The organism is Actinotignum urematis (assembly GCF_051264595.1).
GTDB lineage: Bacteria > Actinomycetota > Actinomycetes > Actinomycetales > Actinomycetaceae > Actinotignum > Actinotignum timonense_A.
Window position 1 is genome coordinate 50,348 of record NZ_JBOZBG010000005.1, and the last position, 15,347, is coordinate 65,694.

The window sequence follows — 15,347 nt, forward strand, 5'->3', positions numbered from 1 at the left end:
AGTCACATCAGCACCTGCGGGGGCACGAGGTGTTTTCCGAGCTGTACTTCGCATGTACGACATCGGCAGTACATCTCGGAAAACATATACCAGGTCCGGTGGCCGGCTCCGGGCCCGGCCCGTCGTGCGGCACCGGGCCCGGCATATGCAGCACCGGACCGGATCCGGGCTACCTACAGGCCGTCATAAGCCTCTTTACCAGCCGTAATTATCCTTGGAGAAATCTACCGTGATCGCCCCGTCCTTCACTTCGAAGCGCAGGGTGCGGTTCACCCAGATATTGACCGGCCACTCCGATTCCTTCCAGGGATCCTTCTCGCTGTAGCGCTGCTTGTAATTAATAATGGCCTTGCCCTTGACCTTGGCGGTGCCCACATAAGCGCCATCCTCGTAGCGCAGGCTGGAGGCCTCCACCTCGACCTTGGGTTCTTCCTTCCACGAGCGCCGAATCTCCGTCACCGCCTGGAAAACAGGATCGCTCATATTCAATTCGGGGCAGTCTTTCACCTCGAAGGTATCGGCGGGCATGCACGCCTCATACCGCGCATTCACCTGCTTTTGGATTTCCGCGGCCACCTCCGGAGTGAAGCTCGGTTCAATGACGGCCGGGGAGCTCAAGTCAAGAACCGGAACGGTTACGCTCTCCGTCTCCCCGAAACTCACGTACGTGTCTCCGCCCTGGGCACCCACCGTGTAGGTACCCGGGAAAGCGGGCAGCGAATAGTACCCGCTGGCGCGCTCGCTCTTGTCGGCCGGGTCCACCGTGGTCGAAAGATCGACGTCGACCCCATTGACGCTGAGCTGCGGCGTTGCGGAACGTAGCACCAAGGTCCCCAGCGGCGCATCAGTGACCTGCCACTCGGAGAAGAACAGGAATTTCTTGCCGCGCTCACTGAGAGTGAGATCAACCGGATATTTCTTCATATCGATGGTGAATTCGGCGCTCACGCGCACGGTATTTTTCCCGCCCGGCTGCGATTGCTTAAAGGCAGAAATGACCTCAAAATCGGTGGGCCGATTCGTGGCCTTGCTGTAAATCTCGTCGCTGAGGAGCAGGCGTTCGCCGGAGCGCACATTCGGGTCGTACACCTCGAGCGCGGCGCTGGCCTTCCCGTCCACAATCGCGGAAAGGTAGGCCTCGGCCGTTTTCTCCGGCGCGAACTTACTAGCCGTCACCTTAAAACCAATAACTCCCGCCACGACGAGCACCAGCAAAACCACTAGGCTAATCCACAATTTCTTATGGGATTTCTTCTCCCGCGGGAGCGACGGGGCTGGGGCGGTAGCGTACATTCCGCCCGGCATTCCGCGGCCGGCGGCCGGGCTCGGCGCGGTGCCGTACCCGCCCGGAGGTGCGTAGCCCTGCGGCGGGGCGCCGTAACCGGGCTGCGGCGCATAACCGGGAGCGGGCGGATAACCCGGGGCCGGTACCGCATCCGGGGCGGCCCCAGCACTGCCCGCGCTCGGAATCTCCTCGAGCATCCGCGGAAGCGCGGTACGGGTGGGCGCGCCCGCATCAACATCGGCCGTGATCCACGCTTCCGGCTCACGTGGGGATAGGGGCGACGGCGCCGCTGGCGCGGGCGAATCCGCCGCAGGGATTGTAGCGGCGAGTGTGGCTTCTGGATCGGGCTGCGGGGTAGCTTCTTCGGCATGTTGCTCGTCGGGCTGACCGACCTCGGAGCAGTTGCCTTCAGAGAAATCGTCTTCGGGCTGCTCGTCTGCGGCATGCGCGGGGGCCGGCGGTGCGGGAGGCGGGGGAGGAACCGGGACCGCGAGCGGATGCGCCGGAGTAGCCTCAGGCTGTGCTGCCGGCATCTCCTCGACGGGCGGAATTGTCCGGGTCAGCTCCGCTTCCTCGGGGCTCGGCGCGGAAGGCGTTGGCGCGGAGGGCGGCGGAGGCGGAGGTGGCGGCACCGGCGTGGACGGTGGGAAGTGGTCAGGTCCGTTAGTCATAAGAGGTCCTTCCTCACAGATGGAGTACGGTGACGTGGAAGGTGGAACTCGCGTGATGAGCCCCGCCGTCGTACCTGTAGAGTTTTTCATAAACTCCACGTACCTAGGGTAACTGGGATACTGTTGCTACAGGAGAAAACTCCGTATATTAACCGTAGAAAGTATTGGTAGCTACACGGGGTTTTCGTCCGCGTTTTTGCGGTACGGAAATTCTATGGGAGAAAGTGGAACCGCTATGATGTACGATCCGCGCACAATGACCCTCGAAAACTTAGGCGACCCGCAGATTACCGCGCGGGATCTTGCCGATATTGCGGCCCAGCGCCCCGACCTGTGGGATGCTATCGCGGTCCATCCGCAGTGCTACCCGGCGCTGGTTGCTTGGATTCGCGAGCGCCAGGCCGAAGGCCAGGCGCAGCAGGCCCCACAGTTCGCGCAGACCCAGCAACCGGAAGCGCAACCGGCAGCGCAGTCGGAAGAACAGCCCGCTGCGGAGCAGCCGGCCGGTGAGTATCAGCAACCCGAACCCCAGTTCCAGCAGCCCGCCGCGCACGCGCAACAGGCCCCGCAACCGCTCACCGCCGAGCAGTGGCAGGCCCGCTTCCAACTCGATAACGGCCGCGAACCCACCTTGCGGGAATACCAGGAGGCCGTCGCCCAGGGCGCGGTGGCCGGGCCGGGCGCTGCAGATAATTCCGTGGGGGATATGAAAGAAGGTCTCAAGCAATTCGCCACCGGGGCCAAGGACTTCGTGAGCAACCGGGTGGCTCCGGCGGTCGCCCAGCAGGCCGGTGCCATGCGCCAGAGCTTCGCGGCTGCCTCCGCGGGGCGCGCTTCCAAGTGGCATGTGATTATTCCGGCTGTGCTCATCGGCGCTCAGGTGCTCGCGATGCTCTCCGTTTTCCTGCCTCTGGTTTCGAGCTTTGGATTCTCCGTTAGCCTCATGACCGCCGATTCGGAAATCGGCTGGATGGTGCTGCTCTGCTACCTCATCGCGGCTGTTTTCTCCACGCTCGCGCTGGTTATCAAGAAGAAGTGGACCATGGCCACCGCCGGCGGGGTGGGCTTACTCTTCGGACTCCTGTGGTTGATCGGAATCATGAACGCTCTGTCCAAACTTCCTGACATCTCCGGATTCGCCAACCTTGGATCTGGTTTCATTCTCCTTATGCTCGCCACCATCGTGAATATTGCCTTCTCCATCTGGGCTATCGTAGTGGTGGTCAAAAAGAACTAAATGACAAGGAGTGCTGGGATGACTCAGCCGGACACGCCCACCGGGGATATTCCCGCGTGGGCGGGCCTCGATCTGCCTGCCGCGCTCAAAGCCGCCAGCTTCCTCACCAGCGAGCTGGCGCGGCAGTACCGGCTGATCGTCAAGGTACTGTACGAACAACGTGAATTCACCCTCACCGGGGTAAGCCATCACGATTTATTCGAGTTAGTGCGCGGCTACCTTCCAACAGAGGGAGCCGAGCGCTTCCTCGAAGAATTCAATTTTGATGCGCGCATGGCGAGCCTGGTCGAGTGGGGCACCTGCACCGCCTGGCAGGATGACGCCGAAACCGAAGAAGATTTCCTTCGCAATAGGTACCGCTACCAACTCACCGAAGCCGGCTCGAAATTCCACGAAGCCGCGCTCGCGATAGAAAACGACCTGGGTACCCAGTCCACGGCATCGCTGCTGGCCCCGGCTATCCTCGCCAAGCTCTTGGAAGAAACCCTCGAGCAGGTCCAGCACGCGGAATATCCGGAAGCCAGCCAGTCATTCGCGCAGGTGGAAAGCACGCTTTCCGATATGCGGGAGACCGCTTCCCAATGGCAATCGCGGCTCGCCTCCGCGCTCGGTGGGGAACCCACCCGTGACAAAATCGTGACGACCCTCGAAACGATCCTGGCCTATTCGGAAGTGTGGGGCTCCGGGGTAGATGCGTGCAGTGAAAGCATCTCCCGGCTCGTTGCCCAGCTCCAGGCCACCGATATGTCCGTGTGGAAAGCCATGGCGATTCCGCGCCACGGCTCGAAAGCTGCGGAAGAAACTCTGCTCGCCACCGCCCGGCAGCTGTGGCGCGTGCTGGATGTTCTTGATAACTGGTTTACGGGGTCGGCTTCCCAAGCCAAACGGCTGCGCCGCCAAATTCGAGACGCCGTCGCCCCAACCATCCAGGGCCACCGCGCCCTCCTGGCCGTGAGCGGAACAATATCCAGAAAAGCCGATCTCCTGCGCCTTGCCGAGCGCCTCGAACAGGCTCCCGATGAGGAAACGGTCTGGGATATATGGTGTGCGACGACGGGTTTGTACTCCACCAGGCACGTTACCGATACCGTCCCGGATATCTCTGCCGGGCATCAACAATCCGCTTGGGAAACACCGCCGGTTCCCATTAGTCGCAAGCTGCGGGTGCGCGGGCCGCGCGCGGTACGGGGCCGGCCGGCGCAAATGATCAACCGCCAAGATAATATCCGCAAGGCAAAACTCTTGGCTGCCCAGCGCAACCTCGATATTGCCGACGCCGCGGAAGCCCTGGCGAAGAAATCCGGGAGCGAATTGAGTGAATGGGGCACCTTGAACCGCACCCAGGCCGATCTGCTTCTTGACTTGATTTCCGGGGCGCGCCGGCATAAAAAGGACACCCGCGTGCGCGAATCCCGTACCAAAGATGGTAAATGGCGCCTGCGTTTCACCCGGACGGAAGGCTCGGCCGTCATCGAAACGGAAGCCGGGCGTTTGGTGCTCGCCAATGGAATTGTGGAGTTCACTCGATGAGCGTCACGATGTTTAGCTCGGATCGAGCCGAAAAACAGCTGGCCTTCATCGGGCTGCTGTGTTCTCCCGTGGTGGCACCGTGGACCAATCCAGAGCTGACCGAATTGGTGCGTCGCCATATTAAAGACTTGGAGATGTGGTGCGAGCGGCTCGGCTACCGGATCGGCCACGTGGGCGAATGCTACCGGCTGCGCCGCACTCCGCTGGACGGGAAAAACTCCGTGCCGGTGGGCGCACATCCGGATCGCGGCCAGCTGCTGCTGCGCCTCTACGCGGCGGCCAGTCTGGAAGACCAGCAGGGGGATTCCATCACCCTGCAAGAGCTCTCCGACCAGGTCCGCAATTCTTCCGCGAGTCGCAACGGCTGGCCCTACGATCCCGATACTTTCGCGCATCGAAGAAGATTCATCGCCGCGGTGCAATGGCTGTGCGACCAAGGGGTACTCAGCCGGCTCACCGATGAAATCCGGCTCGATACCTGGGCCCGGGAAGGCTCCGGTTTCGGGGCCGGCTACCGCATCCACCGCGATTGCCTCATGATGCTTATTAACGTCGACGATGTGGATCTGGGATTATCCCCGGTAGAAGAAACAGATACCCGGCGCAAAGTGATTATGCGTGCCCTCATCGAACAGCAAGCTCTCTACCCCGAACAGCTCACCGAAGAAGAACGCGCCTACCTGTACGGCCCCCAACGTGGCCGAATCATGGCGCTCGTAGAAGAAATGACCGGCGGTATCGTGGAAATACGGAGCGACGTCGCCCTTCTCTCCCTTCCGCAAGATCGCAACTTCCCGGGCGCCGTCCATGTGCTGTTCCCGAGCAGCACCGCGCTCGATTGGGCCTGCCTGGCTTTTATTGACCGCCTGGCGCCCGGCGCGGAAGGTAGTTGGCGGCGGGTATCGCGTGCCGATATTGAGCGGGTGGCCGCGGATATTCACGCCGCCTTCGGGGCGAAGCTCACCAAAGAGCTCCAAGAATCACCGCGGGTCCTGGCGGAGAAAGCCGAAGAACGGCTGCGCGAGACCGGCCTGCTGGAAGCGGGGCCCGAAGGCTGGAGCTTGAGCCCGCTCGCGGCGCGCTACCGGGGAGCTGATTTGGAAGAAGACGCCGTCGTCGACGAAAGTTTGTTTTAGGAGGAGCAAGGAGCCATGGAGGCGAATGAACTGAAAGCCTGGCGCGAAGCCTGGCAAAACGGCGGCTTCCCCATGCCCCGCCTGGACCGCTGGCAGGTGCTGCGCGCCGGAGTGGTCAACCTGTGGGAATTCGAAGCCGTGGAATACTGGTTCGCGGACGGCTGGGCCCAGCTTTTCGGAGCCAATGAAACCGGGAAATCCACCCTCATGGCCCTCACCACGCTCATTCCGCTGCTCGGCGATACCTCCCCGGATAAAATCGACACCCTGGGGCGGTCCGGGAAACAATTCGGCTACTACGTGCGGCCCACCCACGAAGGCTCCGACCGGCGCACCAGCGACCTCTCCTTCTACCACGGCTGGCTCTGGGTGGAATACGGTCGGGTTATTGACGGGCAGCCCCATTTCTTCACTACTCTGCTTTACACCTATTGGCGGGAGGGCAATACTCGTTTCCACGCCAAGTGGTGTACCTGCGAGGAGAGCCGGGTGCGCGGGGATCTGGCGATCTTTTCCGGGCGAACCGTGAACGCCGCGAAAGAAATAACTGCCCCCGGCTGGCAGGTGCACGATAATGCCACCTCCTACCGGAAAACCGTGGCGCGCAAACTTTTCAGCTGCGATTGGGAGAAACTGGAAGCAATCGGGCGGATCCTCAAGGTTACCCGCACCCCGAAACTCGGGGCGCAGTTGGAATCCAAATTCGTGACCGATAAGTTGCGCGAGGCGCTGCCGGCCCTGGAAACCACCGAGATAACTAAACTGGCGCGGGGCTGGGATGCCCTTGACGGCATCCGCAAAGACCTCGATACCACGAAAAAAGCCCTCGGCGATGTTAAGGATTTCATCAAAACCCACTGGTGGCCGTGGACCAAAGCGGTGCTGCGCATCGCGGCGGACGAAGCCGCGCAATCGCGCTCCGAACTCGATAAGGTGACCCGGAACGAAAACGATTCCCGCGCGAAATTAGCGGAGAACTGGGAACGCAAAGAGGCCCTCGATAGCGCGCTGGAGGAGGTGCGCGCCCAGCTGGAGCAGGCCAGAACTCAGCATGAGGCCCTGCGCAATTCGGCCGCCTACCGCGATGCGGAAAGCCGCGCGGCGCAGGTGCGTTCCCTGCGGGAACTGGTCCGGCGTGATACTTCCCAGCACGAGCGCGATAACGCGGATGTGGAGCGCTGCCGCCAGCGCGAGGAACACGATTCTGGCGAGGTGAGCGAACGCACCGCGAACCTGGATCAGGCCCAGCGCCGCGTGGTCGATGCGAAAGACACCGCCGTGAGCACGTTCCGCGCGGCGGGCTATACCGGCGAAACATCCGTCGATATCGCGCGGCTGCGCCAATGGCACGACGAGCGCGAGGGGGAGCTGCGGCAGGCGCGCACCCTGCTCAAAGTTGTTGAACAGGCCACGCAGCAGGCGATGCTGCTGGAAAATACCGCGGGCAATGCCCTGGCCCGCGCGGAGAAAAGCAAGCACAGCGCTGAAGAATCCTGGAATCGGGTCGAAGAAGAATACGAACGGCTCTCCAGCAGCGTGACCGAGTGGGCCAGCAGCGTTGACGCGGATGGCGCCGAGGCGTGGTTGAGCCAGCTCCCCACCAGCTACCCCTGCCCGGCCGGCACCCTCACGGAAGCGATCCGTCGCGACTGGTACCAGCCCCGTAAAAACGAGATCCAGGCCCGCACCGAGCGCGAACTCGGGGAGATTCGCCAGCTACGCGAACAAGTCACGCAAATCGATACCGAGGTGGCCGCGCTGGAATCCACCGGCGTCCAGGCCCCGCTCGCCCCGCAGCTGTGGCGCCGGCGTTCGCGTGACGGCGCGCCCGGCGCCGTCCTGTGGCAGCTCCTCAACCCGCGCGCGGGAGTCGCGCCCGCCGACCTCGCCCATATTGAAGCGGCACTTGCCGCCGCCGGTCTCCTCGACGCCTGGGTTGCGGAAAATGGTATATACGACGACGCCGACACGTTCCTCGCACCCCTCCCGGCCAGCACCGCTAGCCGGACGCTGGCCGATGCCCTGGAAACTGGCGAATCCGCGGGCGCCCTGGGCCGGCAGGCGGATAATCTGCTGGCGGGGGTGGCTTTGGTGCCGGCAGGAGCGGCGATGCCCGCGCAGGGCCTGGCCATTAGCGTGGACGGGCGCTGGCAGGCTGCCGGCCTGGCCGGTACCGCGCTGCCGGTCCGCGAGGTAGCCGAATGGCTGGGTGAAGAAGCCCGGGCCGCGCAGCGCCGGCGCCGGCTGGCCGAATTGGCCACCCAAAAAGACCAGCTGCTGGCAAATATCGCAACGCACACCAGCCAGGTTGAAGAACTGGAGCGGCGCGGCGCTGAGCTCGATACCCAGTACGCGCAAGCCCCCAGCGATATTGCTTTGCGAAACTTGCTGACCGCTTGGAATAAGGACGATGAGCGTGCCCGGGCCGATAGAGCCGAGGCCGCGGCGAAACAGAAGGAAGCGGAAGAAGCCCGCACCCGCTGCGATAACCACCAGGCCGAGCTCGCGCAGTACGCCGCGGAGCATGCCCTGCCCAAAGACCGGGACGGCCTGGATAATTTGCGGGAGCATTTACAGCGGGGGCTGCGCCACCTGGATGCATGGCGCCAAGCACTCCTCGGCGAAGAGTCCGCGCGCGGCGAACTGGAAAAAGCACAGCGGCGCCTGGAGGAGGCCCGCGCGAGTCTTGAGCAGGCCCGCGGGCGCCTGGCGGAAACCGCGCGATCCCTGGCCGCCCACAGCGAAGAATTGCGGGTCCTGGAAGAAACCGCGAACCAGAGTGACGTGGCCATTCTGGAGCAGGTTGAGGAATGCGCCGCCCGGATCACCCGGCTGGAAGCCGAACGCGAGCAAGCCCAGAAACAGCATTCCGAGGCCCTCGTCAACCTGGAGCGCGCCAGTAACGAATTGGAGCGCGTGACCGAGGAACGCGAGCGCGCCCTCGCGAACCGCGATACCTGCTACGCCGCCTTCCGCGAACTTATCGATGCGGGCCTGGCGCGCAGAATCCAGCTGGAGCTACCCGAAAGTGAGTCTTCGGCGATTACGAATGTGCGCGAGCAGGTGGCAACGGTCCGCCGCGAAGTCACGGTGCGGGGCTGGAAAGAAGGCCCCGAGCAGCGCGCCGATAACTACGCCACCCGCGATAAGCTGCGGCGCAAAGCCGAGGATGCTATCCGGGATTTGCGGGCCAAGCTTGAGGATGGCGGTAGAACCGTGACGGCCCGGGTGGATCGCCCGCTCCTCGAGATCGATATCCGCATCGATTCCAACGGCCAGAGCGTGAGCATCGACGAGTCGATCGTGCGCCTGGGCAAAGCCGTGGACGATATCGCCACCACCTACGGTATGCGCGAACGCGAAACCCTCGATGAGCTTCTCGGTTCGACCTTCCTGGAGTACTTGCGTGAGCAGATTGGCGAGGCGGAGGAGATCGTGGCGGGTATTAACACGGTGCTCGCCAAGCACCCCACCGGCACCGATAAAACCACCCTGCGCGTGAAACTCCAGCCCGGCGCGAATGCTGACCTGCTCAACGCGGTCACCGGCTCCACGCTCTTCAAAAAAGAGGTCCAGGATCAGGTGCGTGCCGCCCTCAAAAACAAGATTGACGAGGCCAAACGTAGCGCCCAGGACCAGGCCCTCAACGACTGGACCGATGAATTGGCGCGGCGCCTCGACTACCGCACCTGGTATGAGATTAACCTGGAACGCCGCTTCGATAAGGGCAATTGGGGGCCGCTGACCACGCGTTCGTACTCGGAGCTTTCCGGCGGGGCCCGCGCCGTGATGCTCATGGCGCCGCTTATCAGCACCCTGGCCGCGCTCTACCTAAAAACGGAAAATTCTCCGCGCCCGATCTGGTTCGATGAGGCTTTCGACGGCCTGGACGACACCAATAAGGGCGTCATGATGAGTATGCTCCGCGACTTCGACCTGGACGTGCTGCTCGTTGGCCCCGGCCGCCTCGTCAATATTAAGGAAGTCCCGGCCGCCGCCATCTACCAGGTGGTCCGGGCGCCCGCGCCCCTCGAAGGCGCGGACGTCACCCTCGAATTGTGGGCGGGCAATACTTTGGAGTCCATTGAATTGCCGTGTTCTTGGGTCGACGACGCCGGCCCATCTCCCGTGGGGGAACCGGAAGCTGAGGGGATGCTGCTGTGATTCCCGCTCATATCCTGGAGTGGGCGAATCTGCCCGGGCCGCGCAAGTTACTCGGCCAGGCGCGGGAAAAAATCGAGAAAGGCAAGTTGGCGGAACGTTCGCAACTGGGCAAGGGCCTCACGGATGCGGAACGTATCCAGGTGGAGCGGCTCATCCCGGCCGGGTGGGCTCGCGGGCATAAGCCACTTCAGGCGCGGCAGCTGCGGGCGAGCCTGCGTGATAACGGGGCGGATCTTGAGGAGCTGCTGGTCTACCTGGGTGGCCCGCTGCGTGATATCACCGCGGAAAAAGAGGCCGCCCGCGAGCGCGTGGCGCTGGATCGCGCGGCCGGTACCCGGATTTTGCAGGGGCTCGGGATAGCGCAGGAGAGCGTGATTCTCTCTATTCTGGGCCGCGCCCCGTCCTGGCGAGAGCGCGCCGAGGAAATCGCCGCGGTTATCCACGAACTGCCGCGGTTCGAAGGCCAGTTGCTGTCCGTGCTGGCTGCCGGGCTGTTTTCCGACGCCCACGCCCTGGACCGCTCCCGGCCGCTCGGGCAGGCCGTAGCGCGCACCGCCGCCGCGCTCGGCGCGGAACCCTACCTCGATCCGCTGGCCGACGCCGCCGCTTGGCATCAGGCCTGGGCCGGAGTGGGGATCACCTGCGACGGGGTCTCTTCCCAAGTGCTGGTTCTTAATCTTCCCCTGGTGGGGGAGACTCCCGCGGCGCGCCTAGCTGCCGTGCAGGGTGAACCCGTATGGCTGACCCTGCGCAGCCTAGGCTCGGGGTCTGGCGCGGGAACAGGACCAAGTTCGGACTCGGGGCTTGGCGTGGGAGCAGGGCCGGGCCAGGGTTCCGGGCTGCGCCTGCGCCCGGGTATTTCCGATGTGTACGTATGCGAGAATCCTTCGATCATTGAAACTGCCGCGGACCGCTTCGGGCCGGCCAGCCGGCCCCTCATCTGCACCTACGGTAACCTCAGCCAGGCCGCGGTCCAGCTCCTCACTCAGCTATCCGCATGTGCCAGGCTGCATGTCCGGGCCGACGGCGATGCAGCCGGCTGGGGCTTCGTGCGAAAAATGCTCGAACTTCCCCACACCACCACCTGGCGCATGCCGGAAGGCGAAAGCCGATACGAAGAAGAACTCATCGAGGAGCTCATGAGCGATCTGGCTCTTTAAGCAGCCCAACAGGATGCGCCCTGGGGAGGGGGGATCTGTTTTCAGAGCTGTACTGCGCTTGTCGTACGTGCGAAGTACATCCCGGAAAAACACACCCTCCTCGCCGGCACTCGCTAGCGCATATCCGCTTCCTGGCGGCGCACCCGCGCCCCACACAGCCCGTAGTAGGCCACGAAGCCGATAATGAGAGCCAGGATCACGCCGATATTGCCCGAGCCGAGCGGCCCGTCCACCCCGCCGATGAGGGGGAGGAGGTAGCCCTGCCAATCATTGAAGGGGGCATCGGAGAAGCCGTTGACCACCAAACCCCAACCGATCACGCAGCACACCGCCAGGATGGCCAGCGAGGTCATGTTGTACTTGCCGTAGCGGCCGGTGGGGGAGAAGAGCGCGTCGTCGTCGTAATCACGCTTACGCAACGTAATATCCGCCATCATGATACCGGTCCACGCGGCAAGCGGTACCCCCAAAGTGACCAGGAAGGACTGGAAGGGGCCGATAAAGGTGGGCGAGAAGAAGGTGACGTACACGGTTCCCACGGTGAGAATGACGCCGTCGATGAGGGAGGCGAGCGGGCGCGGAATCCGAATCCCCAGGGTCAGGAGGGTGAGCCCCGAAGAATAAATACCGTTAATCGCGCCGGAGAGTAGCGAAAGAATCGCGGTGAGGAGGAAGGGGAGGAGGAACCAGGTGGGGAGGATAGTGGCCAGCGCCCCGACCGGGTCGGCGCCGATGGCTTCGGAGAGCGCGTCGTCCGAACCGGCCAGCATCAGCCCGAAACTAATGAGGACCACCGGGCCGAGGGAACCACCCAGGGTATTCCAGAAAATAATATGGCTGCCGCGCGCCTGCCGGCTCTGGTAGCGCGACCAATCCGCCGCGATATTCACCCAGCCCAGGCCCATACCGGTGAGCACCATAACGAAAGCGCCGAGCATGGCCGCAACAGAGCCGGAAGAGTGAGAGAAAAGCGCGGAGGCGTCGAGATGTGGGAAAACTAAAATAATATAGATAATGGTGGTGATGCCGGTGATCCAGGTGAGAACCGCCTGCATTTTCATAATAATGTGATACCCGGCCACGGCGCCCAGCACGATGAGGGTGGCAACAATGGCCGCCGCCACCACTTTGACCGTGGTGGAATCTTCCCCGGCCCAGCCCAGCCGCGCCAGCACCGTATTAGTGGCTAGAACTGCGGTAATGGCGAGCGAGGTTTCCCAGCCAATGGAGGTCAGCCAGGAAATAATGCCCGGAACTTTCGCGCCGCTGACCCCGAAAGCCGCGCGCGACATGACCATCGTGGGCACCGAGCCGCGTTTGCCGCCCAGCGCGATCACCCCGCAAATAGCGAAGGACAGAATCACGGCGATCACCGTAATGATCAGCGCCTGCGGGAAAGAAATACCAAATCCAAGCACCCACGCCCCGTAACTCATCCCGAAAACGGAGATATTCGAGGCGAACCACGGCAGGAACAGATGCCGGGGTTTCGCGGTGCGCTCACTATCGTCGACTATTTCGATACCGGTTGTCTCTATCGATGCCATAGGGACTATTTTTCTCCAGCTCAGCGGCGAATGGTAGAGGAAAAGCAAAATTCGGGAAGAGCAGACAGCGAGCGGCGGCCTCGTCTACCATAAAAGGGAAAAGCCACACGGGAGCGAAAGTCATAGGAACGACGGCGCCACTTTGGCTCTGAGCTGGCTAAACGGATACGTCACCGGGAAGGAGCACGCCGTGATCGCGGGAATTGGAACCGATACCGTGGCCATTGATGCCTTCGCCCAGCAGCTGGATTTACCCGGCTCCCGCTTCCGCAATGTTTTTACCGCGCGGGAAATGCGCTACGCGATCCGCCGGGCCCAGCGCCATACCCGCACCGAGGCCGCCGGGGCCTTCGCCACCCCGGCCGCGGAAGAAGCCGGATTTGAGACCGTTATCCCGGCCGCGGAGCTCGCCCCGCATCTGGCGGCGCGCTGGGCGGCCAAAGAAGCTTTTATTAAGGCGTGGTCGGCGGCCCTGTACGGCTCCCAACCGGTGCTGCCCGAGGGGCATTGGGACGCTATTGAGATCACCAATGACCGCTGGGGGCGCCCCGCGATTATCCTCGGGGCACCCATAGCGGGGGCGGTCCATAAAACCCTCGGGAGCGTGAATATTCATGTGTCGATGAGTCATGATGGCAACGTGGCCAGCGCCGTCGTTCTTATTGAATACCAGAACAATAGCGAGGTGCGGCGGGCCGCACGCGCGCACTAAAACCGCAGCTACACCCGGTCCTAAACCGCGCTACACCCCGAAGAAGCCGCCGCTACACCCCGAACCGGCCGGAAATAGACCCGCGGCTCGCTGTGTGAGAAGCAATAGCGCGGCGGTGGCAGCGTACACTACCGTGTGCCGGTACGAACGAAGCACTGAGGCGGTGGCGCGACCACCGCGGGGAGCGGGCCCGCCCACAGGGCGCCGCGATGAAGGAGCTGAGAAAACGTGGCACCAGAGCAAGCTGGACAACCTGGGCGAGCTGCACAAGCTGAGCGGGCCGAACAACCCGAGCTAGCCGCGCAATCTGCGCAGTCTGAGCAATCCGCCGAGCCGCAGCTGCAACGCGGCCTGCACGCCCGCCACCTCACCATGATCGCGGTGGGCGGGGCGATTGGCACCGGGCTCTTCGTGGCTTCGGGTGAAACAATCAGCCAGGCCGGCCCGGGCGGGGCTCTGGTGGCCTACGGGCTCATCGGCATGATGGTCTACCTCCTCATGCAATCCTTAGGGGAAATGGCGGCCTACCTGCCGGTCGCCGGCTCCTTCGAAGAATACGGGCGGCGTTTCGTTTCCCCGTCCTTCGGTTTCGCCACGGGCTGGAACTACTGGTACAACTGGGCCATCACCGTGGCCGCCGAGCTGTCCGCCGCGGCGCTCGTTATGAAGTACTGGTACCCGGACACCCCCGGCTGGGTGTGGTCCGCGGTCTTTTTGGCCCTCCTCATTTTGCTCAACGCGCTCTCGGTGCGCACCTACGGGGAAGGCGAATTCTGGTTCGCCCTCATTAAAGTGGTGACGGTCCTTGCCTTTATCGCGGTGGGCCTGCTCATGATCGCCGGCGTGTTCGGGGCCAGCCCCGGGCTCGCGCACTGGACGGAAGGCGAGGCGCCTTTCGTGAACGGCGGGGCGGGAATCCTCGCGGTCTTCATGGTGGCCGGTTTCTCCTTCCAGGGCACCGAAATGGTGGGCATCGCCGCGGGGGAGGCCCGCGACCCCGCCACCACCGTCCCGCGCGCTACCCGCACAATTTTCTGGCGCATCCTCATTTTCTACATCGGCGCGATCGTGGTGGTGGGCACCCTGGTGGCCTACAGCGACCCGAATCTGCTGCGCACCGACATCTCCGATATCGCCGTCTCGCCCTTCACCCTGGTATTCGAGCGGGCCGGGGTGGCTTTCGCGGCCGCGGTTATGAACGCCGTTATTCTCACCGCGGTGCTCTCGGCCGGAAACTCCGGACTCTACGTATCCACCCGCATGCTTTTCGCACTCGCCGAACAGGGCAGCGCCCCGAAATTCCTGGCGCGCTTGACCCGCCGCGGCGTCCCACTCAACGCCATGATCATCACGATTCTGGTGGCCACCGCCTGCTTCATCTCCTCCTTCATGGGCGACGGCAAAGCTTATGCCTGGCTCGTCAATGCCTCCGGGCTGGCCGGTTTTATCACGTGGATGGGCATCGCGTGGAGCCATTACAATTTCCGCCGCGCCTTCATCGCCCAGGGCCGCAGCCTCGACGAACTCCCCTTCAAAGCGCGGTTCTACCCGGCCGGCCCCATCGTGGCGCTGGTGATGTGCGCGGTGGTGATCGTGGGGCAGAGCTACCTCATTATTACCTCCGGCGGCGGTGCGCTCGACCTGCTCTCCTCCTATATCGGATTGCCGCTTTTCTTCGCCCTGTGGTGGGGCCACAAACTCGTCACGAAGAGCCCCGCCGCGGATTTGGCGCACGCCGATCTAAGCGCACCCAAGATTTCCTAAGCGCTGCGTTGTTGCGTGCGGCGCGGCGTTGTTGCGCGGGTGCTCGCTGCTCGCGGGCCGTGCGCCGTCGTTCCCATCCGCGTGCAGCACGACGACGCCGCAACGGCCCGCGTGGTCCGGAAAGCTTCGCTGCAATTTTTG

The 15,347-nt window shown here is 63.3% G+C and carries 9 protein-coding genes; 7 read left to right on the forward strand and 2 right to left on the reverse strand.

The features are described from left to right. Positions 1–195: 195 nt before the first annotated feature. Positions 196–1,956, reverse strand: a complete 1,761-nt coding sequence (locus ACRQDJ_RS04005) for a zinc ribbon domain-containing protein (RefSeq protein ID WP_435713243.1) — start codon at positions 1,954–1,956, stop codon at positions 196–198. A 214-nt stretch (positions 1,957–2,170) separates the two neighbouring features. Between ACRQDJ_RS04005 and ACRQDJ_RS04010 the strand changes: the two genes are divergently transcribed. The 5 genes from ACRQDJ_RS04010 to ACRQDJ_RS04030 are packed head-to-tail and all read left to right on the forward strand — an operon-like array spanning position 2,171 to position 11,183. Then, positions 2,171–3,193 (forward strand): variant leucine-rich repeat-containing protein, encoded by a 1,023-nt coding sequence (locus ACRQDJ_RS04010; RefSeq protein WP_435713242.1) that lies wholly within the window; start codon positions 2,171–2,173, stop codon positions 3,191–3,193. Positions 3,194–3,211: 18 nt separating this feature from the next. Further along, positions 3,212–4,723 carry a DUF2397 domain-containing protein gene (locus ACRQDJ_RS04015; RefSeq protein ID WP_435717801.1) on the forward strand — a complete coding sequence of 504 codons (1,512 nt, stop codon included), beginning with the start codon at positions 3,212–3,214 and terminating at the stop codon, positions 4,721–4,723. Then, a complete protein-coding gene (locus tag ACRQDJ_RS04020; protein ID WP_435713240.1) occupies positions 4,720–5,859 on the forward strand; it encodes a DUF2398 family protein in 1,140 nt (379 codons plus the stop codon). Before ACRQDJ_RS04015 ends, ACRQDJ_RS04020 begins: the two co-directional genes overlap by 4 nt. Positions 5,860–5,874: 15 nt before the next feature. Next, positions 5,875–10,023: a TIGR02680 family protein gene (locus ACRQDJ_RS04025; RefSeq protein WP_435717802.1), complete on the forward strand. Its 4,149-nt coding sequence runs from the start codon at positions 5,875–5,877 to the stop codon at positions 10,021–10,023. Continuing rightward, positions 10,020–11,183 (forward strand): TIGR02679 domain-containing protein, encoded by a 1,164-nt coding sequence (locus ACRQDJ_RS04030; RefSeq protein ID WP_435717804.1) that lies wholly within the window; start codon positions 10,020–10,022, stop codon positions 11,181–11,183. The genes ACRQDJ_RS04025 and ACRQDJ_RS04030 overlap by 4 nt, the downstream gene beginning before the upstream one ends. A 113-nt stretch (positions 11,184–11,296) precedes the next feature. On the opposite strand, the gene ACRQDJ_RS04035 is transcribed toward ACRQDJ_RS04030, so the two are convergent. Further along, complete coding sequence (locus ACRQDJ_RS04035) at positions 11,297–12,730, reverse strand: purine-cytosine permease family protein (protein ID WP_284889148.1); 1,434 nt, start codon at positions 12,728–12,730, stop codon at positions 11,297–11,299. Positions 12,731–12,920: 190 nt separating this feature from the next. Between ACRQDJ_RS04035 and ACRQDJ_RS04040 the strand changes: the two genes are divergently transcribed. Continuing rightward, positions 12,921–13,442 (forward strand): holo-ACP synthase, encoded by a 522-nt coding sequence (locus ACRQDJ_RS04040; protein WP_284889146.1) that lies wholly within the window; start codon positions 12,921–12,923, stop codon positions 13,440–13,442. A 228-nt stretch (positions 13,443–13,670) separates the two neighbouring features. Further along, positions 13,671–15,206 carry an amino acid permease gene (locus ACRQDJ_RS04045; protein WP_435717805.1) on the forward strand — a complete coding sequence of 512 codons (1,536 nt, stop codon included), beginning with the start codon at positions 13,671–13,673 and terminating at the stop codon, positions 15,204–15,206. Positions 15,207–15,347: the final 141 nt, after the last annotated feature.

Bases quoted from the DNA above. Each gene is read 5' to 3' on its own strand.
- ACRQDJ_RS04025 (WP_435717802.1), top strand. From the start codon at position 5,875: ATGGAGGCGAATGAACTGAAAGCCTGGCGCGAAGCCTGGCAAAACGGC.
- ACRQDJ_RS04005 (WP_435713243.1), bottom strand. From the start codon at position 1,956: ATGACTAACGGACCTGACCACTTCCCACCGTCCACGCCGGTGCCGCCA.
- ACRQDJ_RS04015 (WP_435717801.1), top strand. From the start codon at position 3,212: ATGACTCAGCCGGACACGCCCACCGGGGATATTCCCGCGTGGGCGGGC.
- ACRQDJ_RS04035 (WP_284889148.1), bottom strand. From the start codon at position 12,730: ATGGCATCGATAGAGACAACCGGTATCGAAATAGTCGACGATAGTGAG.
- ACRQDJ_RS04010 (WP_435713242.1), top strand. From the start codon at position 2,171: ATGGGAGAAAGTGGAACCGCTATGATGTACGATCCGCGCACAATGACC.
- ACRQDJ_RS04020 (WP_435713240.1), top strand. From the start codon at position 4,720: ATGAGCGTCACGATGTTTAGCTCGGATCGAGCCGAAAAACAGCTGGCC.